The sequence below is a fragment of the Streptomyces coeruleorubidus genome, from assembly GCF_008705135.1.
GTDB classification, from domain to species: domain Bacteria; phylum Actinomycetota; class Actinomycetes; order Streptomycetales; family Streptomycetaceae; genus Streptomyces; species Streptomyces coeruleofuscus.
In genome coordinates this window covers 7683688-7707499 of record NZ_CP023694.1, presented here as the reverse complement: position 1 = coordinate 7707499, position 23812 = coordinate 7683688, and the positions used below count along the sequence as shown (strand labels likewise).

Below are 23812 nucleotides of genomic sequence, written 5' to 3'. Positions count from 1 at the left end.
GAGAACCGTCATGACGATCGAAGAGGTCGGCGCCCTCTGCTTCGGAATCGTGATCGGATGGATCACCTACCGCACGCTGATCCGCAAAGCCAGCGGAGCCGCAGTGTCAGACATCGCCAGCGTGATCGGAGCCGTCGGAGGAGCGGCGGTCACCGGGCTGTTCGCCAATCCGCGCGTCTTCGCGTGGTACTGCATCGGACTGGCCGCGGGGTTCCTGATGTACTTCATCCTCTATTGGATCCTCGCCGGCAACGAAGAGGTCGGCGATGTCATGGGCGACCATGAGAGCACCGATCCGGGGCGAGACGATTGACCTACTGCCAGCGGGCCCGCTCGCGGCCCAGGGTCTCGGCAAAGCGGTGGGATGCCCGTTGCGATCACGTGAGCCCGAAGAGGGCAAGCGGGCGCTTCGGGTCGCGGGCGTTGCGTCGCAAGGCGGCGACGATGCCGTGGATCCCTGCGAGGCTGATCGAGCCGATGGTGAGGTTGCGCCAGGTGGCCATCGCTCGGGGTGCGTGCCGGTGCGGAGCTGGGCGGCGTCCCCGTTGAAGGTCCCGTCGCGGATGTGGTGAAGTGCCTCGATGGACCAGTGGCCGCGGATCAGGGCGGCGAGCTGGGTGGGGGTGGCGCGGTCGGCGGGCAGGCTGGTGACCGCGTAGACCTTCTTGATCGTGACCTTGCCGGTTCTGCGGTTCACGCGGCGGTGTTTGATCTGGATCGCCTGGCGGACGTGTGAGAAGAGCAGGTTGTTCACGGTAGCGACCTTGACCCGGCGGATCTCGCCCCGTCCGTGACCGCTCTCGGGTGCGGCCCTGTAGCGGGATCTGCCGCCACGGAAGGGACTTGAGCTGCTGGCGGAGCTTCTTCTGGTTGCCCTTACGATCACGATGTAGTGCGCGGACCGGTCGGTGACCACGTAGTCGGCGTGCTCGCGCTGGGTGTGCATCGCGTCGCTGGTCACCACCGCGCCCGCGAGGCCGGCGATGGTGTCGAGCAGGGGCTGGAAGCAGCTGATCTCATTCGTCTTCTCTCCGACATCCAGCTGGGCGAGGACGCTGCTCGTGGTGTGGTCGAGGGCGGCGAGCAGGTGGATCTTCCAGCCGTTCGCGCGGGCGACGCAGCGCAGGCTCTTCCCGTCGACCGCGACCGCGCACCGTCCCTTGGCCGGGAGGGCCTTCGGCCGCCGGTCGGCGAGCCAGCGTCCCACCGCGCGGTCGAGCGCATCACCGTCGACCCGGGCCAGGACCCGGCGGATGATCGCTTCGTCCGCCGCCGGATGGCATCCGGCCAGCGGATCACGCCGGGCTCCGAGCGTGCCGAGGACATCGGGCGGAACGTCGGCGGCACACTCGCTGATCGCCAGCAGCGAGGTCGCTCCGGCCAGTACGGCGGTGGCAGCCAGGGCAAGCACGTACGACAGAGCGTGGCGCACCCCGCGCGGATCAGGAGGGTCGGGTACCTCGGTGAGTCGTTCCAGCAGGCCAGGGTGCTCGCCTGGCCCGGTCGGCGGCTGATCGCGGCATTGGTTAAGGGCGGGTGGGATCGGAGATGGTGCAGCGGCAGGCACGGTCTTTCAGCGGGATCACGGGGCGTAGAGAACTCCGTGATCGTGGAAGCGGTGCCCGCTTCACACCTGGACGGCCTGCACCGCAGAGCCGGACAAACCGGTCAAATCCAAACCTTGCCGAGGCCCTGTGTACGTACGGAGCACGAAGCCGGTGCCGTCCGCGTGGGCGGGATACCCCGGGATGGCCGGGTGCACCCCGAGCCGCTTCGCCTTCCAGGACCAGACCGGAACTTTCCACAGGCCGGATTGTCGGCTGCGCCCCGGAAAGCACCCACCAGGGTCTGCGCACTGAACAGATCAGTGCGTATTTCCCCGATTCCAGCTGCGCAGAAAAGAGTTCAGTGGCCAGGTCAGAGCCCCAGCCCCTGAACTCTTTTCTCTCGTCCGACAGCCGCGGCCGTGTGGGGCACGCCGGCCGGTTCGCGCCGGTCGGTGTCGTCCTGCGGCAGCAGCAGTTCCTCGTAACGGCCCAGCACCAGCACCACTCCGAGCATGAGCAGCGGAATGAGCACAGCGAGCAACGCCATGGCGTGTCCTTCCCCAGAGATGAGTGGGGGGTGTGATCCGGGTCTCCCGCAGGCCGTGGCGCAAACCAGTGTGCACGGCACCGATCCGGGGCGGCGAACCCGTGTCGGCTCCCGGTGTTCGGGTACGCGGTGCGGACCCCCGACCGTCTGGAGGGAGACATGCAGCGAGGCAGCGACCGGCTGAGCGTCCACCGAGACGACGAGATGAAGCACGAACTCCAGGGGCTGCTCAGGTCCGGGCACCCCACCCGCAGTGAGGAGTGGCACGACCCGGAGCCGGCCGCCGAGGACGACCCCGAGGTCGCGTACGGGCCGGTGACGCCGAGCCGTGCGCCGACGTCCCTGGAGTCGGTGCGCCTGGAGCTGGCCCGGATCCTGGGCCGCCGGGTGTTCCCCGCGAGCGCGCGCGACCTGGCCCGCGAGCTGCGCGGTCACCAGGCGCCCGACGCCCTCGTCGAGGCCCTGGAGCGGCTGCCGCGCCAGGAACGCTACGGCAATGTCCAGGAGCTGGCCCAGGCCCTGATCCGGGCCCGGGAGACCGGACCGGAGGAGTACGCGTAAGGACCGCACCGGGGGCGCCGCGGGCGGCAGGCCCGCCCGCGGCGCCCCCGCCGGAGGGGGAACAGAGGGAGGGCCTTCAGTGATGGCCGAGCTGGTGAAGGACGTGATGACCCCGGGTGTGGTCGCCGTACGCCCGGACGCCTCGCTCGTCGAGGCGGCGCAGTTGATGCGCACCCAGAACATCGGCGACGTGGTGGTCGCGGACGGGCAGGACGTGGTCGGCGTGCTCACCGACCGTGACATCACGGTGCGGGCGGTGGCCGACGGCGCCGACCCGATGACGGTGAGCGCGCAGTCGGTGTGCACGCCGGACCCGGTGACGGTGACGCCGGACGACCCGGTGACGACCGCGGTCACGCTGATGCGGGAGCACGCGGTGCGCCGGCTGCCGGTGGTGGAGAACGGACTGCCGGTGGGGATGGTGAGCCTCGGCGACCTGGCCGAGGCCGAGGACCCCGCGTCGGCGCTCGCCGACATCAGCCGCGCCGATCCGGACGCCCGGGGAGGTGCGTGAGCATCGACCGGGCGAAGGAGATCAGTGCCACCGGCGTCACCGGCGTCACCGTCGACGTCGGTGACGCCACGACCCGCTACCTGCTGTACGGGCTGCTGCCCAGCTGGTTCGTGCCCGGGGTGGCCGACTGGGTGATGCACCGGCGGACCCGTATCGAGGAGACCGCGGGCACCAAGGAGTCGTTGATCCACTCGCTGATGATGGCCGAGGTCGGCATCCCGATCGCGCTGACGCTGCGCTACGAGGTCAACCCGCTGCTGCTGAGCGTGCAGCTGGGCGGGGCCGCGGTGCACGAGGCGACGGCACTGTGGGACGTCCGTACGGCCGTCGAGAGCGAGCGGGAGGTCAAGCCCATAGAGCAGCACATCCACAGCTTTCTGGAGTCGCTGCCGTTCGCGGCGCTGGCCTCCCTGATGTGCCTGCACGCCGACCAGGTGAAGTCGCTGCTGCGCGGCGGCCGCGGGGACCCCGACGCGTGGCGGCTGGTGCCGCGCCGGCGGCCGCTGTCGCGCGGCTACCTGGCGGGCATCGCCGCGGCGATCGGCACCTGCGTGCTGCTGCCGTACGGCGAGGAGTTGCTGCGGTGCGTGCGCACGGGCCGCAGGAACCGCAAGAACGACAAGAACGCGAGGAGCGACGCGGCGCGCTGGAGCGCCGCGCGCTCCGGGAAAGGACGTTGAGCATCATGCGTATCGCATTTCTGGTGGCACCCGAGGGCGTCGAGCAGGTCGAGCTGACCGATCCGTGGCAGGCCGCGAAGGACGCCGGTCACGAGCCCGTGCTGGTGTCGACGAAGGAGGGGGAGATCCAGGCCTTCAACCACCTCGACAAGGCGGACACCTTCCCCGTGGACGAGGTCGTGGGCGAGAGCGCGCCGGGCTCGTTCGGCGCTCTGGTGCTGCCGGGCGGCGTGGCCAACCCGGACTTCCTGCGGATGGACGACAAGGCCGTCGCGTTCGTCCGGGACTTCTTCGAGCAGGGCCGCCCTGTCGCCGCGATCTGCCACGCGCCGTGGACGCTGGTCGAGGCCGACGTCGTACGCGGCCGGACGCTGACCTCGTGGCCGAGCCTTCAGACCGACATCCGCAACGCGGGCGGCACCTGGGTCGACGAGCAGGTGCAGGTCTGTGACCACGGCGCCAACAAGCTGGTGACCAGCCGTAAGCCGGACGACCTGAAGGCGTTCTGCGAGACCTTCCTCGACGTCTTCGCCGAGGAGGCCGCCTGATGGCCTCTCCCGCCGACCGGAAACAGGAACAGCGCGAAGCCTTCAAGGCGGACGATCCGGCCGGCGGGCCGCTCACCACCGACCAGGGAGTCGAGGTCGACCACACCGACGACTCCCTGGCCGCGGGCGAGCGCGGTCCGACGCTGATGGAGGACTTCCACTTCCGGGAGAAGCTCACCCGCTTCGACCACGAGCGGATCCCGGAGCGGGTGGTGCACGCGCGGGGCGCGGGCGCGTACGGCTATTTCGAACCGTACGAGTCCTGCGCGGAGTTCACCCGTGCGGCGTTCCTCCAGGACCCGGCCGTGCGCACGCCCGTGTTCGTACGGTTCTCGACCGTGCAGGGCCCGAAGGGCTCGGCGGACACCGTGCGGGACGTGCGCGGCTTCGCGACCAAGTTCTACACGTCGGAGGGGAACTACGACCTCGTCGGGAACAACTTCCCGGTCTTCTTCATCCAGGACGGCGTCAAGTTCCCCGACTTCGTGCACGCGGTGAAGCCGGAGCCGCACAACGACATCCCGACGGGCGCGTCCGCGCACGACACCCTGTGGGACTTCGTGTCGCTCCAGCCCGAGACGCTGCACGCGATCATGTGGCTGATGTCGGACCGGGCGATCCCGCGCAGCTACCGCATGATGCAGGGCTTCGGCGTGCACACCTTCCGGTTCGTCAACGCGGACGGCAAGGGCACGTTCGTGAAGTTCCACTGGAAGCCGCGGCTCGGCGTGCACTCGCTGGTGTGGGACGAGGCGCAGGAGTGCCAGGGCCGCGACCCGGACTTCAACCGGCGTGACCTGTGGGACGCGATCGAGGCGGGCGAGTACCCCGAGTGGGAGCTGGGCGTGCAACTCGTGCCGGAGGAGGACGAGTTCGCGTTCGACTTCGATCTGCTCGACCCGACGAAGATCATCCCGGAGGAGCAGGTGCCGGTGCGGCCGATCGGCCGGATGGTGCTGGACCGCAACCCGGAGAACTTCTTCGCGGAGACCGAGCAGGTCGCCTTCCACACGGCGAACGTCGTCCCCGGCATCGACTTCACCAACGACCCGCTGCTCCAGGCGCGGAACTTCTCCTACCTGGACACCCAGCTGATCCGGCTCGGCGGGCCCAACTTCTCGCAGCTGCCGGTGAACCGGCCGGTCGCGCCGGTGCGCAACAACCAGCGCGACGGCTATCACCAGAGCGCGATCCACTCCGGCACGAACTACTTCCCGAACTCGCTCGGCGGGGGCTGCCCGGCCCACGCGGGCGCCGGCACAGGCGCCTACACGCATTACGCCGAACGGGTGGACGGCCACAAGATCCGGCGCCGCAGTCCCAGTTTCCAGGACCACTACAGCCAGCCGGCGATGTTCTGGAACAGCATGGCCGACTGGGAGAAGCAGCACATCGTCGAGGCGTTCCGGTTCGAGCTCGGCAAGGTGGGCGCGAGGACCGTGCGGGCACGTACGGTCGAGCACCTGGCCAAGGTCGACGGGGAGCTGGCGACGCAGGTGGCACGGGGTGTCGGGGTGCCGGTGCCGTCCGCTGCGGAGGCGGCGTCCAAGTCGGCTGCCTCCCCCGCGCTCAGCCTGGAGTCGCTGCGCGGGGACGGTTCGATCCGGACCCGGCAGATCGCGGTGCTGGTCACGGACGGGGTGGACGCCGAGCAGATCACCTCCGTGCGGGAGCGGCTGGCCGCCGAGGGGGCGATCGTCGAGGCGCTGGCCGCGACGGACGGGACGATCACCGGGTCCGACGGCGAGACCTACGCCGTCGACCGTGCGCTGCCGACCGTGGCGTCCGTGCTGTACGACGCCGCGCTGCTGCCCGGCGGGCCCGTCGGCACCCCGCCGACGGCGGCCGACCCGGACGCGGTGCGGTTCGTGCGGGACGCCTTCCGGCACGGCAAGCCGGTGGGCGCGCTCGGCTCGGGCGTGGGCGTCCTGTCGGCGCTGGAGCCCGAGGGGCTGACGCTGTCGACGGAGTTCCAGCGCGTGGTCGCCGACCAGGGCGTGGTGACGGACACCTCGCCGGGTCCGGCGAGCGAGGAGTTCCTGACCGCGTTCGTGGACACGATCGCGGCGCACCGGCATTGGGGGCGGGGGCCGGTGCGGCACTGACCGGGGCCGGGGCCGGGGACTGGGCCGGGCCGCGCTTGTGGGGGCGCGGCCCGGCCTGCTTCGTGCCGCGCGGGGGCGTGTCGTGGTGTGCCGGGCGTGTCGTGGTGTGCCGGTCGGGGGCGGCTCGGGTTGTGCCGGTGCCGACCCGCTCGCGAACCGCCGGTGCGGGCCGGATCACGGCTGGTGCGGTGCAGGCCCGGCGTCTTGCGCTTGTGCGGTGCGGGCCGGGTCTCGCTGTGCCGGTGCGGACCCCCACGCGCGATGCGCCGGTACGGGGCGGGGCGCGCCTGTGCAGTGCGGACCAGGCCGGGTTGCGCCGGTGCCGGAGGGCTCGCGTTGTGCCGGGGCGGACCCGGTCGTGACGGCCGGTGGGACCCGTACGCGAGGCGTCGCCGGGGCCGGGCCACGTCTGAGTGGTGCGGATCAGGCCGGGTGGCGGCAGTGCGGAGCAGCTCGCCTCATGCCGACGCGAACCCGGTCGTGACGGGCGGTGACGGTCCGCGCGCGAAGCACCTGCGGGGCCGAGGCCGCTTGTGCGCTGCGGATCAGGCCGGGTGGCGGCAGTGCGGAGCAGCTCGCCTCATGCCGACGCGAACCCGGTCGTGACGGGCGATGCCGGCCCGCGCGGGAAGCGACTGGGGGGCCGGCCGGGGTCCGCTCGTGCGCTGCGGGCCAGGTCGGGCTGTGGCGGCGTGGGCCGGGATCCGGTGTGCCGGTGCCGGCCCGGGGCGCGTCATGCCGCTGCCGGCCGGGGCGCGTCGCTTCCGAGCTGGTCCGGCAGGGCTCAGGTGCCGGGGGTCGTGGGAGTCGTCGACTCCCCGCTCCCCCGCTCCCGGGCCCCTTCGCGTGTGCGGCCCGCGGCCACCGGGCGGCGCGGGTTGCGGCGCAGGAACTCGCCCTCGAGCTGCGCCATGCGTTCGTTGTGGGCCCGCAGCGCGTCGTTCGAGCCGTACAGCAGCGTGTCGTGGCGTGTGCGGTGGATGGTCTCCAGCTCTTTCATGAGCTGCTGGTCGTCCAGCCGGTCAGGGTCCACTCCGGTCATGGTGTTGCCCCGCTCGTCGTGTTCGTTCATGCGGTCCGGGTACCCGCCCCGGGAGCAACTGAGCACTACCCCCGAGCGGCATCCGGGAGGGAGCCATGGATCTCGCCTTTCTGCACCCACTCTACGAACACCCCGGGCCTTGGGCCTCGGTGTACGTCGACACCTCCCGGCATACGGAGGACACCCCCCACGAGCGTCAGCTCACGGCCCAGGCGATGGCCAGGCAGCTCTCCGAGCAGGGCGCGGACGAGGCGACCTGCCGGGCCGTACAGAGCGCCATCGAGGACCTGAAGCACTCCTCCGACCTGCACGGCCGGGCGCTGTTCGCCCACGCCGGCGAGGTGATCCTCGACCCGCCGCTGGCCCGTCCCCCGCAGGGGGGCGACTGGGCCGAATGGGCCCCGCTGCCGCGTGTCACGCCGCTGCTGGAGCTGGTCGGCGAGGACCCGGTGTGCGTGGTGGCGTACGTGGACCGCAAGGGCGCGGACTTCGAGCTGCGCAGCGGACTGGGCCGCGAGGGCGCCGGCAGCGTCACCGGGCGGCAGTGGCCGGTGCACCGGACGAGCTCCGTGGACTGGTCCGAGCGGCATTTCCAGCTCCGGGTGGAGAACACCTGGGAGCACAACGCCGCGGAGATCGCCGACGCGCTCGCCGTGTGCCAGGAGGAGACCCGCGCCGACCTGCTGATTCTCGTCGGTGACGACCGTGAGCGGCGGTCCGTGCACGAGCGGCTGCCCAAGCGGCTGCACGACCTCGTCGTCGAGGCGCCGCACGGCAGCGGCAGCCGGCTCCTCGACGCGGACGTGGAGCGGGCCCGCGCCGAGCATGTGGCGCGGCAGGCCGAGGCGGAGCTGGAGCGGTTCCGGGCTGCCCGGAACCCGGACGACGAGGGCCGGGCAGGCGCCGTGGAGGGCGTGCCCGCGCTGGTCGAGGCGGCACGTGAGCGCCGTATCGACGAGCTGCTGATCAGGCTGGACGGGCCGGACGCGCACCGCGAGGTGTGGATCGGCGAGGACCCGGACCAGCTGGCGGTGCGGCGTACGGACCTGAAGATCCTCGGCGAGCAGCACTCCTGGCCGGCCCGGGCGGACGACGCGCTGATCCGGTCGGCCGTGGCTACGGACGCGGCGGCACTGGCCGTTGCGGAGCGCGAGGTTCCGGTCGGCGGTCTCGGGGCGCTGCTCCGCTGGAAGTGAGCCGGGAGCCGGGCCCCTAACGGGCCCGTTCCACCCGGCGTTCGTCCCAGACCGGGTCCGGGGTCTCCCGGACCCGGCCGTCGCTGCCGAAGACGAGGTAGCGGTCGAAGGAGCGGGCGAACCAGCGGTCGTGCGTGACCGCGAGGACCGTGCCGTCGAAGGACTCCAGGCCCTCCTGGAGCGCCTCCGCGGAGTCCAGGTCCAGGTTGTCGGTCGGCTCGTCGAGCAGCAGCGCCGTCACGCCCTGGAGCTCCAGCAGGAGGATCTGGAAGCGGGCCTGCTGGCCGCCGGACAGGCGCTGGAACGTCTGCTCGGCCTGGTTCGTCAGCTCGTAGCGGCGCAGCCTCGACATCGCCGCGCCGCGGTCCTGTGCGTACTCCTTCCACAGGATGTCGAGCAGCGTGCGGTCCTCCAGCTCCGGGTGCGCGTGCGTCTGCGCGAAGTGGCCGGGTACGACCCGGGCCCCCAGCTTCCAGTTCCCCGTGTGCGCCACGTCGTCGCCGGCGAGCAGGCGCAGGAAGTGCGACTTGCCGGAGCCGTTGGAGCCGAGGACGGCGACGCGTTCGCCGTAGAAGACCTCCAGGTCGAAGGGCTTCATCAGGCCCGTCAGCTCCAGGCGCTCGCAGGTGACGGCCCGGACGCCGGTGCGGCCGCCCTTGATCCGCATCCTGATGTCCTGCTCGCGCGGCGGCTCCGGCGGCGGGCCGGCCTCCTCGAACTTGCGCAGACGGGTCTGTGCGGCGGCGTATCGCGAGGACATGTCATCACTGACGGCAGCGGCCTGACGGAGCGTCAGCACCAGCTTCTTCAACTGGGCGTGTTTCTCGTCCCAGCGCCTGCGCAGTTCCTCGAAGCGCTCGAACCGCTGCCGGCGGGCCTCGTGGTACGTGTCGAAACCGCCGCCGTGCACCCAGGCCTCGGCGCCTGCCGGCCCCGGCTCCACGCTCACGATCCTCTCGGCGGCGCGGGCCAGCAGCTCCCGGTCGTGCGACACGAACAGCACGGTCTTGCGCGTCTCCTTGAGCCGCTCCTCCAGCCAGCGCTTGCCGGGGACGTCGAGGTAGTTGTCCGGCTCGTCGAGCAGCAGCACCTCGTCGGTACCGCGCAGCAGCGCCTCCAGGACGAGCCGCTTCTGCTCACCGCCGGAGAGAGTGCGCACGAGTCGCCACTGCGCCTTGTCATACGGGATGCCCAGGGCGGCCGTGGTGCACATGTCCCACAGCGTCTCGGCCTCGTACCCGCGGGCCTCCGCCCAGTCGGCGAGGGCCTGGGCGTATTTCAGCTGGGCGGCCTCGTCGTCGACGGTCATGATGGCGTGCTCGGCGGTGTCCACGGCGTGGGCCGCCTCGCGGATGCGGGGGGTGGCGACGGAGACGAGCAGGTCCCGTACGGTCGTCTCGTCCCGTACGGATCCGACGAACTGCCGCATCACGCCGAGTCCACCGCCGACGGTGACGGTTCCGCCGTGCGGCTTGATCTCACCGGCGAGCATCCGGAGCAGGGTCGTCTTCCCGGCCCCGTTGGGTCCCACGAGGGCGACGACGGCCCCCTCCCCCACCCGGAACGAGACATCACCCAGCAGCGTCCTTCCGTCGGGCAGGTAGTACTCAAGGTGCGCGGCTTCGAGGTGACCCATGGGCGCGATTCTGTGGCCGCGAAGGCGCGCTGGGCAAACGCATTTCTGAGACGACGCCGCAGACGGGAAGCACCGGGCAGCGTCTCAGACCCGGTCCAGGGGCCGATGCGGACCGGTGGGGAGTTCCGCCTCGATCGTGTCCCCGGGGCGCACCACGCCCCCTTCCCGCACCACGCTCATGATCCCGGCCCTGCGGACGACGTTCCCCGCCTCGTCGCGGCCGACGACCCGCTTCAGCAGCCCGTCCTGGAAGTTGTCGATCTGGATGCAGGGATTGCGCAGACCGGTCACCTCCAGGACCGCCGTGCCGCCGATGCGCAGCAACGTGCCGGTCGGCAGACCGAGCAGGTCGATGCCCCGCGTGGTGATGTTCTCGCCGAGTTCGCCGGGCGCCACCTCGAACCCCTCTTCACCGACCTCGGCGAAGAGTTCCTCGTGCATGAGGTGCACCTGACGCAGGTTCGGCTGGGTGGGATCCTGTGCGACGCGCGAACGGTGTTTGACCGTCACACCGGCATGCACGTCGCCCTCCACCCCGAGACCTGCGAGCAGCGTGATGCTGTCCCGGTTCGGCTTGGTGAACGAGTACTCCCCGTTGCTGCTGACCGCCGTCACTACCCCGCTCATACCTCGGATCCCCCTCTTCGGTCACGATGATCAACCCGAGCCTGCCCGTGGACGGCCGGTGTGTCCACCCCCTTGGGGTACCCGCATCCCATGACGCCCGCCGTCCCGTACCCCGTCCTGCCCCGACTGAGCCGAAGCGCGAACCACGGCGTCCTGTGGTTCGCGGCCGCCGCCGCCCTCGCCTCGACCCGCACTCCCCGTGCCCGCCGCGCGGCGACCCGAGGGCTGGCCTCACTCGGCGTCGCCTCACTCACCGTCAACGCCCTCGGCAAGCGCACGCTCCGCCACGCCCGCCCGGCCCCGGTCCCGCTGATCGGGCGGCTGAAGCGGCGGCCGACCACCACCTCGTTCCCCTCCGGGCAGGCCGCGGCCGCCGCCGCCTTCGTGACCGGTGTCGCCCTGGAGTCCCCCACCTGGGGCACGGTCGTCGCCCCGGCGGCCGCCTCCGTCGCCCTCTCCCGCGGCCACAGCGGCGCGCGCCTCCCGAGCGACGTCCTGACGGGCGCCGCCCTGGGCGTGGGTGCCGCGTTCGCCGTGCGGGGCATGGTGCCGACGCGCGGCCAGGTCGCCCCGCCGGCCCGCCCCCGCGCCGAGGTCCCGGCGCTGCCGGACGGCGAGGGACTCGTGCTGGTCGCGAACACCGCCGCGGGGAGCGCGGAGCGTGCCCGCGCCCTGCGGGACGCCCTCCCCGGGGCCGAGGTCGTCGAGTGTGAGCCGGGGGACGTGCCCGCCGAGTTGGAGAAGGCGGCCGCCCGCGCCCGGGTCCTCGGCGTGTGCGGCGGCGACGGCACGGTGAACGCCGCCGCCCGCGTAGCGCTCCGCTTCCGCCTGCCCCTGGCGGTGCTGCCGGGCGGGACGCTGAACCACTTCGCCTACGACCTGGGCATCGAGGACGTACGCGATCTCGCCCGCGCATTGCGTGAGGGCGACGCCGTGCGGGTGGACGTGGGCCGGTACTCCTGCGGCGGGAAGCACGGCGTCTTCCTCAACACGTGCAGTGTCGGCGTCTACCCGGAGCTCGTGCGCGAGCGGGAGCGCTGGTCGCACCGGATCGGCGGCTGGCCCGCCGGCGTGCTCGCGGCCCTGCGCGTACTGCGGGCCGACCGGCACCCGCTGGAGGCCGAGTTCCAGGGCCGTACTCGGCCCCTCTGGCTGCTGTTCGCCGGGAACGGCACCTACCACCGCATGGGGCTGGCGTCCGGACGCCGGAAGGACCTCGCGGACGGGCAACTCGACGTGCGGGTCGTGCACGGTGGACGCCGGCCGGCGGTCCGGCTGCTCGCCGCCGCCCTCGCGGGGCCGCTGACCCGCTCCCCCGCCCACGCCGCCGTCCAGGTGGGGCGGCTGCGGCTGGACCACGTGGCGCCCGGCACGCTCCTCGCCTACGACGGTGAAGTCATCGAGGTGGAGGGCCTCGTGACCCTGGAGAAGCTGCCCGAGGCGCTGACCGTCTACCGGACGATCCGTTCCGACTGACGAACCGTCAGTCCATATAGCGGGAATAGGATCTCACCATTCGGCCGGACTGCGTACGGTGATCCCCTGCCGACCCGAACGGAAGAGGGGGAATCCGCCATGCCGGAACCACGGGAGACCGCTGTCTACACGCACGGGCACCACGAATCGGTGCTGCGTTCGCACACCTGGCGCACCGCCGCCAACTCGGCCGCGTATCTGGTGCCGTCGCTCCGCCCCCACATGAAGATCCTGGACGTCGGGTGCGGACCGGGCACCATCACCGCCGACCTGGCCGCGCTCGTGCCCGACGGACATGTCACCGGCGTCGACCGTGAGCCGGAGATCCTGGAGCGGGCGCGTGACACGGCTGCCGAACGGGAACTTGCCAACGTCGGCTTCGCGGTCGCCGACGTGCACGCCCTGGACTACCCGGACGACACGTTCTGCGTCGTGCACGCCCACCAGGTGCTTCAGCACGTGGGCGACCCGGTGCGGGCGCTGAGCGAGATGAGGCGGGTCGTGAAGCCCGGGGGCCTCGTCGCCGTGCGGGACGCCGACTACGAGGCCATGACCTGGTTCCCGGCATCCGAGGGGCTCGACGACTGGCTGGACCTCTATCGCCGGGTCGCCCGGGCCAACGGCGGTGAGCCGGACGCCGGGCGCCGGCTGAAGGCGTGGGCGCTGCGAGCCGGGTTCACCGACGTCACGGCGACCTCAGGCACCTGGACCTTCGCCACACGGGAGGAGCGGGCCTGGTGGAGCGGGCTGTGGGCCGACCGGACACTGGCGTCGGCGTACGCGGACCGGGCCCGGCTGGGCGGGCACGCGAGCGAGGCGCAGCTGCGGGCCGTGGCCGACGCCTGGCGGCAGTGGGGGGAGCGTGAGGACGGCTGGTTCAGCGTGCTGCACGGAGAAATTCTCTGCCGAAAGGACGCCTGAAATACGGATTCGGGGACACCCTGAAAGCAGGAGGTTCGAATTATGGTTCCCATCCTGCTGGTACTGCTTCTGGCTTTGATCCTTTTCGGTGCCGGATTCGCAGTAAAGGTACTCTGGTGGATCGCGTTGGCGGTTCTCGTTCTGTGGCTGCTGGGATTCTTCGTCCGTGGTACGTCGGCGACCGGAGGCAGGGGCCGGTGGTACAGGTGGTGAATTAGCCCCCGTCCCGGGGAAGCAGCGGTCCGAGCGGCCCGAGGTCCAGATTGAGGTCCTCGGGCCGCAGTCCGTAGCGGTCGCGCAGTTCCGCCATCCGCTCCTCCAGCAGCATGAGGGTGAGCCCGATCCGCTCCTCCTGGTCCTCGCTGAGGTCCCCCACGTCGAACCGGCGCAGCGCCTGGCGCTCCATGAGCTGGCGCAGCAGTTCCACCACCGTGAGCACGAGTTTGACCAGGTCACGCTCGACGGTGTCGGGTTCCAGATCCAGCCGGTTGCGGCGCGGCCGCGGATCCTGCTCGGGCTGGTCGGACGACGTCACAGCAACTCCTCGAACGGGGAGGGCACCTGGGCGTTCACCGAGCTGATGAGCGCGTTGAGGTCGATACGGACGAGGTCGACGTCGGCGATGCGCAGGGTGATGTCCCCCGTGATCACGACGCCGCCGGCGAGCAGCCGGTCGAGCAGGTCCACGAGGGCGACCTCACGGCGTTCCACTACGGTCACGGCTTCTTCCCGTCGGTCATGTGGCCTCCCCGGCGAATGAATAGGCCGCCCAGGGGCCGGTGAGTTCGACACGCATTCCGGGCACCTCGCCCTTCGTACGGTCCACCAATTCCACGAATTCCTCGGAATGCGCGCGCGGTACGAGATACGCGGCGTTCAGCACGTTCCGCCCGGTCGCTTTGGAAAGCGCCGGGTTCTGCGGGGGATGCAGCCGGGAATCCTCCGCGAAGGCGGAAAGCTCCTCGTGCAGCCGGTTCGAGAAGCTTTCCGCCTTCTGCCACATTTCCTCGTGCGACCTGGTCTGCATACGCCGCTGCCGCAGGTAGTCGCGGCCCGACGCGGCTTTCTGCGCGGGCCGGGCGCTCTCCTGCGGTTCGGACTCGGCGTACACCTTCACGCCCCACTCGACCCGGCCCTCCAGCCGTTCGAGGGTGCGCCGGAAGTCCTCCTCGCGGGCCTCGATCATCATCCGTACGCCGCTGTCGTCCCTGAAGACGGTGCCGAGCCGCAGCGGCAGCGGGGTCGTGACGGTGGTGAGCGCGTCGATGACCCCCTGGTGGGCGCGGGCGGTCTCGGTGAGCCAGTCGAGGTCCTCCAGATGGGCGCGGAGCGGTTCCTCGGCGAAGTCCCGCTCCGGCACGTGGCTGACCACGGCGACGAGGCCGTGGTGGTTCAGCGCTCTGGGCGGATCACCCGCCACCCCCGACAGCTGGGACTGGAGCGGCGTGCCGAAGGGGCGGCAGACGGCGTAGACGTACCGCAGTCCGGTCACGGTGCCTCCTTCTTCTGCGCACGGCCGGGCTCCAGTTCCTCCAGCCGGGCCAGCCTCTCGCGCAACTCGGCGTTCTCACGGGTCAGTTCATCACGGCGGGCCCGCGAGCTCAGTGCCGGGTCGGTCTCCCACCAGTCGATGCCCATCTCCTTCGCCTTGTCCACCGAGGCGACGATCAAACGCAGCTTGATGGTGAGGAGTTCGATGTCGAGCAGGTTGATGCGGATATCGCCAGCGATGACGATGCCCTTGTCGAGCACCCGTTCCAGGATGTCGGCGAGGTTGGCGCCGCTTCCATGGCCGTAGGGTTCGGGCATCCTGCTGGGCGTTGTCATCGACGGCTCCCGCCTTCGGCGTACTCGGCCTCGTCGGCCTCCGCCTCCTCGTACTCGCCTTCAGGCTCTTCTTCGGCTTCTTCCTCGGGCTCTTCCTCGTCGTACTCCGACTCGGCTTCGTCCTCGTACTCGCCCTCGGGTTCCTCCTCGTCTTCCTCTTCCTCGTCCTCGGCGTACTCGCCCTCGGGTTCCTCGTCCTCGGGTTCCTCGCCCTCGGGTTCCTCGCCCTCGGGGCGCTCCTCCTCGGACTCCTCCTCGGACTCCTCCTCGGCGAGCGCGTCCTCGTGGCTGCGGACGACCTCGCCGTCGCGGATCTCGCCGCGCCAGCCGTCCTCCGCCTCGCCCTTGATCGTGATGAAGCGGACGTAGTTCTTCAGGTCGAGCCGGGCGCGGCGGCCCTGGGCGCGCCAGATGTTGCCGGTCTTCTCGAACAGGCCCGTGGGGTAGTACTCGATGACGAGCAGGACCCGGGTGAGGTTGTCGGCGAGGCGATGGAAGGAGACCACGCCCTTCGTCGTGCCCTTGGCACCTTCCGACGTCCAGGCGATGCGGTCGTCGGGCACCTGCTCCGTCGTCTGCGCCTTCCAGCTCCGGTTGGACCAGAAGACCTTCAACTGCCAGTCCGAGGTGGTGTCGTCGGCCTTGCTCGCGGCCTTGACACCTTTCGCGAAGGTGCTGAAGTCCTGGTACTGGGTCCACTGGTCGTACGCCGTACGCAGCGGCACGCCGACGTCGATGTGCTCGATGATGACGGTCGGCTTGTTGCCGGAACGGCCCTTGCCCTTGCCCTTGCCGCCACCGAGGTTCTTGACGGCTCCTGTGACCTTGTCCTTGATGCGTGACCCGCCCGTCTCCAGTGCGGCGCGCACCGGGCCCTTGCCCTCGGCGAGCTTGCGACCGCCGTCGAGGGCGAGCTTGGCGAAGCCGGGGCTGTTGCCCTCGGCGATGTCGTTCAGCTTGCCGGTGGTCTCGCCGAGCTTGCGGCCCACACCGGTCAGCATGCGTGTGGCCTGAGCGGCGACGTACTCCTGCAGCTCGGCCTTCAGCCGGTCGGCGGCCTCGCTGTGGGCCACGTCGGTGAGCGGGTTCTTCTTCGCTCCGTTCGCGGCGGAGGTCGCTGATCCGAGGGTGTCGGTCATCACTCGCCGCCTCCCTTCGGCAGCCGGGCCCGGGCGCTGCCGCCTCTGTTCCCGGCCGTGGTCTTCTTCGCCGCCGCCTTCTTGCCCGCGGTCTTCTTGGCGGGGGCCTTCTTCGCCGGGGCCTTGCGCGCCGTCTTCCCGGGCGCCTTCTTGGCCGGGGCCTTCTTCGCCGCCTCCTTCGGGGCCGGCTCCGGTTCCTCGTCCTTCTCCGGCCCGGAGCCCTCGGGCTCCTCGTCCTCGGTGTCCTCGGGCTCCTCGTCCTCGGCGTCCTCGGCGTCGCCCTCAGGCCCTCCGGGAACCACGCCCGACAGCTGGTCGCGCACCTGTGCCGTACGGCCGTGCAGCCGGTCGGCGATGGCGTCGATCTGCCGCTCGACCATGGCGCCGGAGGCGGCCTTGCCGACACCGCGCAGGTCCTGCCGCAGCTGGTCCCCGATCTCCTTGAACTGCGGGTTGTTCCGCAGCTGCTGCTGAACCACGTCCGCGACCATGCGCGGGCTCAGGTTCATCTTCTTCCCGGCCACCAGGCCGCCGACGGCCACCGCCATCTTCAGTTTCTTGGTCCGTCCCAGGAGGTATCCGGCCCCCACGGCGAGACCCAGTCCCACTCGGTTCATTGTGTTGTCCCGTTGCCCGTTCCCGCGCTCCCGCGCGAAGCGATCTCCAACCGGTCGAGGAGTTCGTCCTCGAGGCTGTCGAACTCCTCCTCCGTGATCTCACCGGCCTCCAACTGCTCCTCCAGCCGGGCCAGTTCGGCCCGGATGGTGGCGGGGTCGTAGTAGATCCGCTCGGCCTCCTGGAGCACCTGTCTGATGGCCCAGGCGCTGCCGCGCACCGGTGCGAACGGCAGCAGCAGCACCTCTGAGATCAGGCCCACGTCGTCACCCCACTCCGGTGTCCGTGCCGCTCGCCACGGTGCCCGCCGGCTCGGTCGGACCGGGTTCGACGAAGCTGTACGGCGGCAGCGGCCCGTTGATCCGCACCTCCAGGTGCGGCAGTTCCTTGCGGGCCTCTTCCACGGCCGCCAGGAAGTTCTCGGCGGACTCCCGGTCCACCAGGAACGACACGTTGGCCAGCCAGCCGGTGGACTCGGGGCCCACGCTGACGGCATCGGCGGACGGTTCCAGGAGGCGCTGGAGCGCGGGGGCGTCCTCACTCTCCCGGGCCTTGACCGCGGCCGCGACCATCTCGCCCAGCCGGATCTTGTCGTCGTAACTGCCGCCGCCGGCCTGCCGGTTGGCCTCCGCGAGACCGCGGATGTCCGGGTTCTCGGCCATCACCTGGTGCAGTACGGCCTCTTCGACGTGGTTGGCCTTGACGTTGTACTCGACCCGGCCGTCCAGGGCCCGCAGGCGCTCCTTGTAGTGCTCGGCACGCTCGGCGAGGACCGCGGTGATCGAGTTGTCGTCCGGGGCGACGCTGCCGAACCGCATGGGCAGCACACACCCGGCCGCGCCCGCCTCGCTGAGCACGTTCTGGTGGGCGAGCAGGTCCTTGCGCTTGGGCCGCAGCCCTTCGGGCGCCTCGCTGACGACGGCCGCCAGGTCGCCCTCGCGCAGGATGCGCACCGGGCGTGGCGGATCGCCGACACCGCCCATACCCTCGGGGAGCCCGGGGTGCGAGCTCGCCGCGATGCCGTAGACGTAGGTGCTCACTCCTGCTCCTCCTTCCGGCGGGCGGACGTGCTCTTACGGGCTCGCGGACGGGACTCGGTCTCCTGCTCGGAGCCTTCGGAACGCGCCTGCTTGAAGGCGTCGGAGATGGTTTCGGCGGCGCCGGACAGCGCCCCCTTGGACTTGCCGCGCGCGCCGGACTCGGTCATCTCCCCGACCAGGTCGGGCAGGCCCGGGTCCTTGCGCGGCCCGGCCTCCAGGTCGAGCCGGTTGCACGCCTCGGCGAAGCGCAGATAGGTGTCGACGCTGGCGACGACGACGCGAACGTCGATCTTGAGGATCTCGATGCCGACCAGGGAGACTCGCACGAATGCGTCGATGACGAGCCCCCTGTCCAGAACAAGTTCAAGCACGTCGTAGAGACCGCTGCTGCCGCCTCCGCCGCCGGTCTGCTGTGCCGGTACGACTGTCATGCCGGATGTCCCTCCTTGTCTGTGGGTGCGGGTCCGGTCGGGCGGTCTAGTGACCGCCGGTCCTTCGCGGGTCGGACCGCCCCCGCTCGTAGCGGCGGACGCGGCGATAACCCGTGAGCTGTCCCTGGGCGTCGAGCTCCACCTGATAGCTCGCCATCAGGCTCATCGTGTCGGGCACGCGCTCGAGTTCGAGGACCTCGACCTCCAGCGCCCAGCCCTGGTCGGTCTGCTCGAAGGACGACACGGACTCGGCGGTCATGCCGGTGAGCTCCGCGAGCTGGCCGCGCGCCTGGCGCAGCACCTCCATGGGGCTCGGCCGGTCGGCCGCATTGTCAGTGGGTTTGCGTGAATTCTCAGAGGTTTGGGACTTCTGTGAATCCTGTGACTCTTGCGTGTTTCTTGTGTTCGACATGGCCACCTCCCCCTCCGTGTGGCCGCAAGAGTGTTCGCCAAACCTCTACGGGCGCATGCATCTGCCACCCGCCGGCGGCCACGGGGGGTGGCTCAGCCGCGCAGGGCGTTCAGCCGCCGCCGGGCCGGGCCCAGCGCCCGGCCGCGGTTCAGCAGGCCCGACCAGGGGTTGGTGCGGGCCTGTTCCACGGCGTCGGCGATGGTCCAGCGGCGGGCGTGCAGCTCCGGGTCGTCCAGCCGGTCCCAGGTGATCGGGGTCGCCACGGGGGCACCCGGCCGGGGCCGGACCGTGAAGGGCGCGACGGCGGTCTGCGCGTAGGCGTTGCGCTGCACGTCGAGGTAGAGCCGCTCCCCGCGGTCCTTCTTGCGGGCGGCGGTGGTCAGCCGGTCGGGGTGGGCGTCGGCGAGGGTGTCGGCCACGTCCCGGGCGAAGGAGCGCACCTCGTCGAAGTCGTGCCGGCCGTTCAACGGCACGATCACGTGCAGCCCGCGTGATCCGGTGGTCATCAGCGCCGAGGGCAGCTCCAGCTCGTCCAGCAGCTCCCCCAGCAGCCGGGCGGCCTCGCGCACGGCGTCGAAGTCGTCCTCCGCCGGATCCAGGTCGAAGACCAGCCGGTCGGGGTGGTCGACGCTGTCGGCGCGGGAGAGCCAGCGGTGCAGCGTGATGCCGGCCTGGTCGGCCAGATAGAGGAGGGTGGCGGTGTCGTCGCAGACGACGTGGCGGACGGTGCCGCCCTCCTTGGCCACCTCGACGCGGGTGATCCACTCCGGGTAGTGGTCCGGGGTGTTCTTCTGCATGAACCGCGGGCCGTCGAGCCCGTCCGGGTACCGCTCCAGCATCAGTGGACGGCCGCGCAGGTGCGGCAGCATGAAGGGCGCGACGGCCCGGTGGTAGTCCACCAGATCGCCCTTGGTGTACTCCTTGGCGTCCCCACCGCCGGGGAAGAGCACCTTGTCCGGCCGGTGGACCTCCACGGTGCGGCGGCCCGCCCGCACCCTGCGCGTGCCGTCGCCGCCGCTCACGGCACGACCGCCTCCTCCACCAGCAGCCGCCCGGCCGCCGCGATCGACTCGGCGTCGATGCCCGCGGCGTGCAGCTGCTCGTCCGGGGAGGCCGAGCCCGGCATGCTCCGCACGGCCAGCCGTACCAGGCGCGGTACGGGGCGTCCGTCGCCGAAGGCCTCCAGGACCGCGTCGCCGATGCCGCCCTCCGGGTGGTGGTCCTCCACAGTCACGAGGCAGCCGGTCTCCTCGGCGGCCTTGCGCAGGGCGGCCCGGTCGACGGGCTTGACCGAGTACAGGTCGATCACCCGGGCCCTGATGCCCTCCCGCTCCAGGGCGTCGGCGGCGGCCAGTGCCTCGTGCACCGTGACGCCCGCCGCGACGAGGGTCAGCCGGTCGCCGTCGGAGGAGCGCAGCACCTTGCTCCCGCCGACCGGGAAGTCCTCCTCCGGGCCGTAGATCACCGGACTCTCGCCGCGCGAGGTGCGCAGGTAGCGGACGCCCTCCAGACCGGCCATCGCGCCGACGAGACGCGCGGTCTGGTTGGCGTCGCAGGGATACAGCACGGTCGAGCCGTGCACCGCCCGCATCATCGCCAGATCCTCCAGGCCCATCTGGCTGGGCCCGTCCTCACCGATGGCGACGCCCGCGTGCGAGCCGACGAGGTTGATGCCGGAGCCGCTGACGGACGCCATCCGGACGAAGTCGTACGCCCGGGTCAGGAAGGCGGCGAAGGTGGCGGCGTACGGCACCCAGCCGCGGGCCGCGAGCCCGACCGCCGAGGCGACGAGCTGCTGCTCGGCGATGTAGCACTCGAAGTAGCGGTCGGGGTGCTCCTTGGCGAAGAACTCGGCACGGGTGGAGTCGCCGACCTCGCCGTCCAGGGCGACGATGTCGCCGCGGCCCGTGCCGAGCGCGGCCAGCGCCTGCCCGAAGGCGTTGCGGGTGGCGACCTCCTCGCCCTTGTCCCACGCCGGCAGGTCGAAGTTCCCGGTGTGGACCGAGTGCAGCATGCGGGCGGCGGGCGGCTCCTGCACCCGGACGCGGATGTCACGCGGCCCGCCGAGTTCGGCGATCGCCTCGTCGGCCTCGGGCAGCGGCTTGCCGTGCAGGCCCTCGCGGTCCTGGACGCCTTCGACGCCCTTGCCCTTGAGGGTGCGGGCCAGGATCGCGGTGGGCTGGCCCTTGGTGGACGCGGCCTCTCCGCAGGCGCGGTCGATCGCGTCCACGTCGTGCCCGTCGACCTCGATGGTGTGCCAGTCGAAGGCCTGGAAGCGGCGGGCGTAGGCGTCCAGGTCGTGGCCGTGCCGGGTCGGGCCGCGCTGGCCGAGCCGGTTGACGTCGACGATCACGGTCAGGTTGTCCAGGTGCTCGTACCCGGCGTGCTCGGCGGCCTCCCACACGGATCCCTCGGCCAGTTCGCTGTCGCCGCACAGCACCCACACGCGGTAGCCGGTGCGGTCCAGCCGCTTGCCGGCCAGCGCGATGCCGACACCGACCGGCAGGCCCTGCCCGAGCGAGCCGGTGGCCGTCTCGACCCAGGGCAGACGCTGGGGCGTGGGGTGCCCTTCGAGGCGGCTGCCCAGCTTGCGGAAGGTGAGCAGTTCCTCGTCGTCGATGGCGCCGGCCGCCTTGTACGCGGAGTACAGCAGCGGCGAGGCGTGTCCCTTGGAGAGGACGAAGCGGTCGTTGCCGGGGTGGGCGGGGCGGTCGAAGTCGTAGCGGAAGTGGCGCGCGAGGAAGACGGCCATCAGGTCCGCGGCGGACATGGAGGACGTCGGGTGCCCGGAGCCCGCGGCGGCGGCAGCGCGGACACTGTCCACGCGCAGCTGCTGTCCGAGGTCGGTGAGTTCACCGGTGTTCATGAGTCTCCTTTCGCGGAGTCGTCCGGGGCGTCGGATCGCTTGACGGGGCCGGGGGCGGTGTCGGGACCCGGGGGCGGCTGGCCGGGCGGGGGCTGCGGGGTGGACCCGGGCTGGTTCTTGGCGGGCTCGCCGCCGGGCTGGTTCCTGGCCGGTTCGCCGCCGGGCTGCCCCTTCGCGGGCTCACCGCCGGGCTGGTTCTTGGCGGACTCGCCGCCGGGTCGGTTCTTGGCTGCCGGCTCTCCACCGGGCTGGTTCCTGGCGGGTACGCCGCCGGGCTGCCCCTTCGCGGGCTCACCGCCGGGCTGGTTCTTGGCGGACTCGCCGCCGGGTCGGTTCTTGGCGGGCTCGCCGCCGGGTCGGTTCTTGGCTGCCGGTTCGCCACCGGGCTGCCCCTTCGCCGATTCACCCCCGGCCTGGCTCCTGGCCGATTCCCCACCGGAGCGCCCCTTCGCGGACTCACCACCCGGTTGCCCCTTCGCGGACCCGCCCCCGACCGGTCCCTTGGCAGGCTCGTCTGTCGGCCAGTTCCTGGCCGGTTCGGCGCCGGGGCGGCCCTTGGCCAGCTCCTCTTCCGATCGGCGCTGTGCGGTCCCGGATCCGGGCCGGTCCTGCGTCGCCCTGGATCCGGGGTGCCCCTTCGCGGGTTCTTCTCCGGCCCGGCCCTGCGAGGATCCGGCGCCGGTCCCCCCGTCGTGGGTGTCGGCCGCGATCGCCGCCCCGGGCCCCGACCGGGCGCTCTCCTCCTGCCGCCGCTCCGGCCCGCCCGGCACCCGGGCGAGTTCCGGCGAGGACGTGTCCAGCGGCACGGACCAGGACCGGACGAGTCCCAACTGCACGGCCTGGCGCGGCAGTACCGCGTCCAGCAGCCAGTCGGCGGCGACCCGGACGCGGTTGCCGGGCATCGCGGCGAGGTGGTAGCCCCGCGTCACCGCACCCGCCGGCACCCCGGACAGGGGCACGCCGAGCGGGTTGGCGGCGGCCTTCGCACCGCCCAGGTCGACGACGAAGCCCAGGTCGCGATGGCGGTAGGGCTTGCGCGCGCCGCCGAGGCCGAGGGAGGCGGCGACGTTCTCCGCCGCGACCTTGCCGTGCCGCCAGGCGTGCTGCGCGGTCATCGGCGTGTAGCTCCCGGGCTTGTCCAGATCCGGCACGGCGGCCACGTCACCGCAGGCGAACAGCTCGGGCCGGCCCGGCACCTGGAGGTGCGGGTCGACGAGCAGCCGCCCCTTCTCCATCGGCAGCCCGAGGGACTCGACCAGCGGGTCGGGCCGTACGCCCACGCACCACACCAGGGTCCGGGTCTCGACGAACTCGCCGTCGGTCAGTACGACCCCGTCGGGCGTGGCCTCCTTCACGGAGGTGCCCATCCGCACGTCCACGCCCCGCTGCCGCAGCACCCGGTCGGCGGTGGTGGACAGCTTCTCGTCCATCTCGGGCAGCACCCGCGGCGCCACGTCCAGCAGCATCCAGCGCGGCCGCATGCCCTGCCGCAACGGGTGCTTGCGGACCTGCGCGTCGGTGAACATCTGCCCGTGCGCGGCGACCTCGGTGCCGGTGTAGCCGGCGCCGACCACGACGAACGTGCACCGGGCGGCGCAGCTCTTGGGGTCGTCGGCGGCGGCTGCCAGCTCCACCTGCCGGGTCACGTGGTCGCGCAGGTACAGCGCCTCCGGCAGCCCCCGGAAGCCGTGCGCGTACTCGGCGACGCCGGGGATCGGCAGCAGCTTGTTGACGCTGCCGGCGGCGAGCACCAGCCGGTCGTAGGCGAGTGTGCCGCCCTCGCCCTCGGGGCCGGTGTAATGCAGGGTCTGTCCGTCGAGGTCGATCCGGTCGGCCTCGCCCAGCACCAGCCGTACATTCGGCAGCGTGTCCGAGAGGGAGACCGTGACCCGGCGCGGCTCCAGGACACCGGCGGCGACCTGGGGAAGCAGGGGCAGGTACAGGAAGTAGTCGGTCGGGTTCAGCAGGGTGATGTGCGCCCGGCCCCGGGTCGTCCGGGACAGGGTGCGTGCCGTGCGGTACCCGGCGAAGCCGGCACCGACGATCACGATGCGGGGTCGACTCACGGTTGGCTCGCCTCCG

At 71.6% G+C, this 23812-nt stretch carries 27 protein-coding genes; 9 read left to right on the top strand and 18 right to left on the bottom strand.

The annotated features are described in order from the left end of the window. Nucleotides 1-106: 106 nt before the first annotated feature. A complete protein-coding gene (locus CP976_RS35535; RefSeq protein WP_229875276.1) occupies nucleotides 107-1432 on the bottom strand; it encodes an ISAs1 family transposase in 1326 nt (441 codons plus the stop codon). Nucleotides 1433-1917: 485 nt separating this feature from the next. After that, nucleotides 1918-2094: a hypothetical protein gene (locus CP976_RS43085; protein ID WP_167537479.1), complete on the bottom strand. Its 177-nt coding sequence runs from the start codon at nucleotides 2092-2094 to the stop codon at nucleotides 1918-1920. Nucleotides 2095-2253: 159 nt separating this feature from the next. Between CP976_RS43085 and CP976_RS35530 the strand changes: the two genes are divergently transcribed. From CP976_RS35530 to CP976_RS35510, 5 genes are all read left to right on the top strand, one after another. After that, on the top strand, nucleotides 2254-2655 hold the full coding sequence (locus CP976_RS35530; protein WP_059420087.1) for a DUF2795 domain-containing protein: 402 nt from the start codon (nucleotides 2254-2256) through the stop codon (nucleotides 2653-2655). Nucleotides 2656-2737: 82 nt separating this feature from the next. Next, nucleotides 2738-3169, top strand: a complete 432-nt coding sequence (locus CP976_RS35525) for a CBS domain-containing protein (RefSeq protein ID WP_150484006.1) — start codon at nucleotides 2738-2740, stop codon at nucleotides 3167-3169. Beyond that, nucleotides 3166-3849 (top strand): diguanylate cyclase, encoded by a 684-nt coding sequence (locus CP976_RS35520; protein ID WP_190146820.1) that lies wholly within the window; start codon nucleotides 3166-3168, stop codon nucleotides 3847-3849. Before CP976_RS35525 ends, CP976_RS35520 begins: the two co-directional genes overlap by 4 nt. A 5-nt stretch (nucleotides 3850-3854) precedes the next feature. Next, nucleotides 3855-4397 (top strand): type 1 glutamine amidotransferase domain-containing protein, encoded by a 543-nt coding sequence (locus tag CP976_RS35515; protein ID WP_150484005.1) that lies wholly within the window; start codon nucleotides 3855-3857, stop codon nucleotides 4395-4397. After that, complete coding sequence (locus tag CP976_RS35510; RefSeq protein ID WP_150484004.1) at nucleotides 4397-6502, top strand: catalase; 2106 nt, start codon at nucleotides 4397-4399, stop codon at nucleotides 6500-6502. The genes CP976_RS35515 and CP976_RS35510 overlap by 1 nt, the downstream gene beginning before the upstream one ends. A gap of 784 nt (nucleotides 6503-7286) precedes the next feature. Here CP976_RS35510 and CP976_RS35505 read toward each other — a convergent pair. Continuing rightward, nucleotides 7287-7574, bottom strand: a complete 288-nt coding sequence (locus CP976_RS35505) for a DUF6158 family protein (protein ID WP_010038687.1) — start codon at nucleotides 7572-7574, stop codon at nucleotides 7287-7289. Between the two features lie 65 nt (nucleotides 7575-7639). Here CP976_RS35505 and CP976_RS35500 point away from each other — a divergent pair, with 65 nt between their 5' ends. After that, nucleotides 7640-8740: a baeRF2 domain-containing protein gene (locus tag CP976_RS35500; protein WP_150484003.1), complete on the top strand. Its 1101-nt coding sequence runs from the start codon at nucleotides 7640-7642 to the stop codon at nucleotides 8738-8740. Between the two features lie 16 nt (nucleotides 8741-8756). Here CP976_RS35500 and CP976_RS35495 read toward each other — a convergent pair whose 3' ends face one another. After that, a complete protein-coding gene (locus CP976_RS35495; RefSeq protein WP_150484002.1) occupies nucleotides 8757-10376 on the bottom strand; it encodes an ABC-F family ATP-binding cassette domain-containing protein in 1620 nt (539 codons plus the stop codon). Nucleotides 10377-10460: 84 nt separating this feature from the next. Continuing rightward, nucleotides 10461-11003, bottom strand: coding sequence for an MOSC domain-containing protein (locus CP976_RS35490; protein ID WP_150484001.1), 543 nt, complete (start codon nucleotides 11001-11003; stop codon nucleotides 10461-10463). 90 nt (nucleotides 11004-11093) lie between these two features. On the opposite strand from CP976_RS35490, the gene CP976_RS35485 reads away from it, so the two are divergent. From CP976_RS35485 to CP976_RS35475, 3 genes are all read left to right on the top strand, one after another. Further along, nucleotides 11094-12479, top strand: coding sequence for a bifunctional phosphatase PAP2/diacylglycerol kinase family protein (locus tag CP976_RS35485; RefSeq protein ID WP_150484000.1), 1386 nt, complete (start codon nucleotides 11094-11096; stop codon nucleotides 12477-12479). A 99-nt stretch (nucleotides 12480-12578) separates the two neighbouring features. Next, on the top strand, nucleotides 12579-13400 hold the full coding sequence (locus tag CP976_RS35480) for a class I SAM-dependent methyltransferase (protein WP_150483999.1): 822 nt from the start codon (nucleotides 12579-12581) through the stop codon (nucleotides 13398-13400). A gap of 42 nt (nucleotides 13401-13442) precedes the next feature. Continuing rightward, nucleotides 13443-13613, top strand: a complete 171-nt coding sequence (locus CP976_RS35475; protein WP_059420075.1) for a hypothetical protein — start codon at nucleotides 13443-13445, stop codon at nucleotides 13611-13613. Nucleotide 13614: 1 nt separating this feature from the next. On the opposite strand, the gene CP976_RS35470 is transcribed toward CP976_RS35475, so the two are convergent. The 13 genes from CP976_RS35470 to CP976_RS35410 form a co-directional block, all read right to left on the bottom strand. Then, nucleotides 13615-13935 (bottom strand): gas vesicle protein K, encoded by a 321-nt coding sequence (locus CP976_RS35470; protein ID WP_150483998.1) that lies wholly within the window; start codon nucleotides 13933-13935, stop codon nucleotides 13615-13617. After that, nucleotides 13932-14120, bottom strand: coding sequence for a gas vesicle protein (locus CP976_RS35465; protein WP_003994122.1), 189 nt, complete (start codon nucleotides 14118-14120; stop codon nucleotides 13932-13934). Before CP976_RS35465 ends, CP976_RS35470 begins: the two co-directional genes overlap by 4 nt. 16 nt (nucleotides 14121-14136) lie before the next feature. After that, entirely contained in the window at nucleotides 14137-14892 is a 756-nt protein-coding gene (locus CP976_RS35460; RefSeq protein ID WP_150483997.1) for a GvpL/GvpF family gas vesicle protein, read from the bottom strand. Beyond that, a complete protein-coding gene (locus CP976_RS35455) occupies nucleotides 14889-15227 on the bottom strand; it encodes a gas vesicle protein (protein WP_086560744.1) in 339 nt (112 codons plus the stop codon). The genes CP976_RS35460 and CP976_RS35455 overlap by 4 nt, the downstream gene beginning before the upstream one ends. Further along, nucleotides 15224-16366: an SRPBCC family protein gene (locus tag CP976_RS35450; RefSeq protein ID WP_150483996.1), complete on the bottom strand. Its 1143-nt coding sequence runs from the start codon at nucleotides 16364-16366 to the stop codon at nucleotides 15224-15226. The genes CP976_RS35455 and CP976_RS35450 overlap by 4 nt, the downstream gene beginning before the upstream one ends. Beyond that, nucleotides 16366-16983 carry a DNA primase gene (locus tag CP976_RS35445; RefSeq protein ID WP_150483995.1) on the bottom strand — a complete coding sequence of 206 codons (618 nt, stop codon included), beginning with the start codon at nucleotides 16981-16983 and terminating at the stop codon, nucleotides 16366-16368. Before CP976_RS35445 ends, CP976_RS35450 begins: the two co-directional genes overlap by 1 nt. Then, nucleotides 16980-17243, bottom strand: coding sequence for a gas vesicle protein GvpG (locus CP976_RS35440; RefSeq protein WP_150483994.1), 264 nt, complete (start codon nucleotides 17241-17243; stop codon nucleotides 16980-16982). Before CP976_RS35440 ends, CP976_RS35445 begins: the two co-directional genes overlap by 4 nt. Nucleotides 17244-17247: 4 nt before the next feature. After that, nucleotides 17248-18021: a GvpL/GvpF family gas vesicle protein gene (locus tag CP976_RS35435; protein ID WP_150483993.1), complete on the bottom strand. Its 774-nt coding sequence runs from the start codon at nucleotides 18019-18021 to the stop codon at nucleotides 17248-17250. Then, a complete protein-coding gene (locus CP976_RS35430; RefSeq protein ID WP_010038714.1) occupies nucleotides 18018-18452 on the bottom strand; it encodes a gas vesicle structural protein GvpA in 435 nt (144 codons plus the stop codon). The genes CP976_RS35435 and CP976_RS35430 overlap by 4 nt, the downstream gene beginning before the upstream one ends. A gap of 46 nt (nucleotides 18453-18498) precedes the next feature. After that, nucleotides 18499-18864 (bottom strand): gas vesicle protein GvpO, encoded by a 366-nt coding sequence (locus tag CP976_RS35425; protein WP_150483992.1) that lies wholly within the window; start codon nucleotides 18862-18864, stop codon nucleotides 18499-18501. Nucleotides 18865-18956: 92 nt separating this feature from the next. After that, entirely contained in the window at nucleotides 18957-19886 is a 930-nt protein-coding gene (gene ligD, locus CP976_RS35420; protein ID WP_150483991.1) for a non-homologous end-joining DNA ligase, read from the bottom strand. Then, entirely contained in the window at nucleotides 19883-21730 is a 1848-nt protein-coding gene (locus CP976_RS35415; RefSeq protein ID WP_150483990.1) for a transketolase, read from the bottom strand. Before CP976_RS35415 ends, ligD begins: the two co-directional genes overlap by 4 nt. Beyond that, nucleotides 21727-23778, bottom strand: a complete 2052-nt coding sequence (locus tag CP976_RS35410; protein WP_483025175.1) for an NAD(P)/FAD-dependent oxidoreductase — start codon at nucleotides 23776-23778, stop codon at nucleotides 21727-21729. The genes CP976_RS35415 and CP976_RS35410 overlap by 4 nt, the downstream gene beginning before the upstream one ends. Between the last annotated feature and the right edge of the window lie 34 nt (nucleotides 23779-23812).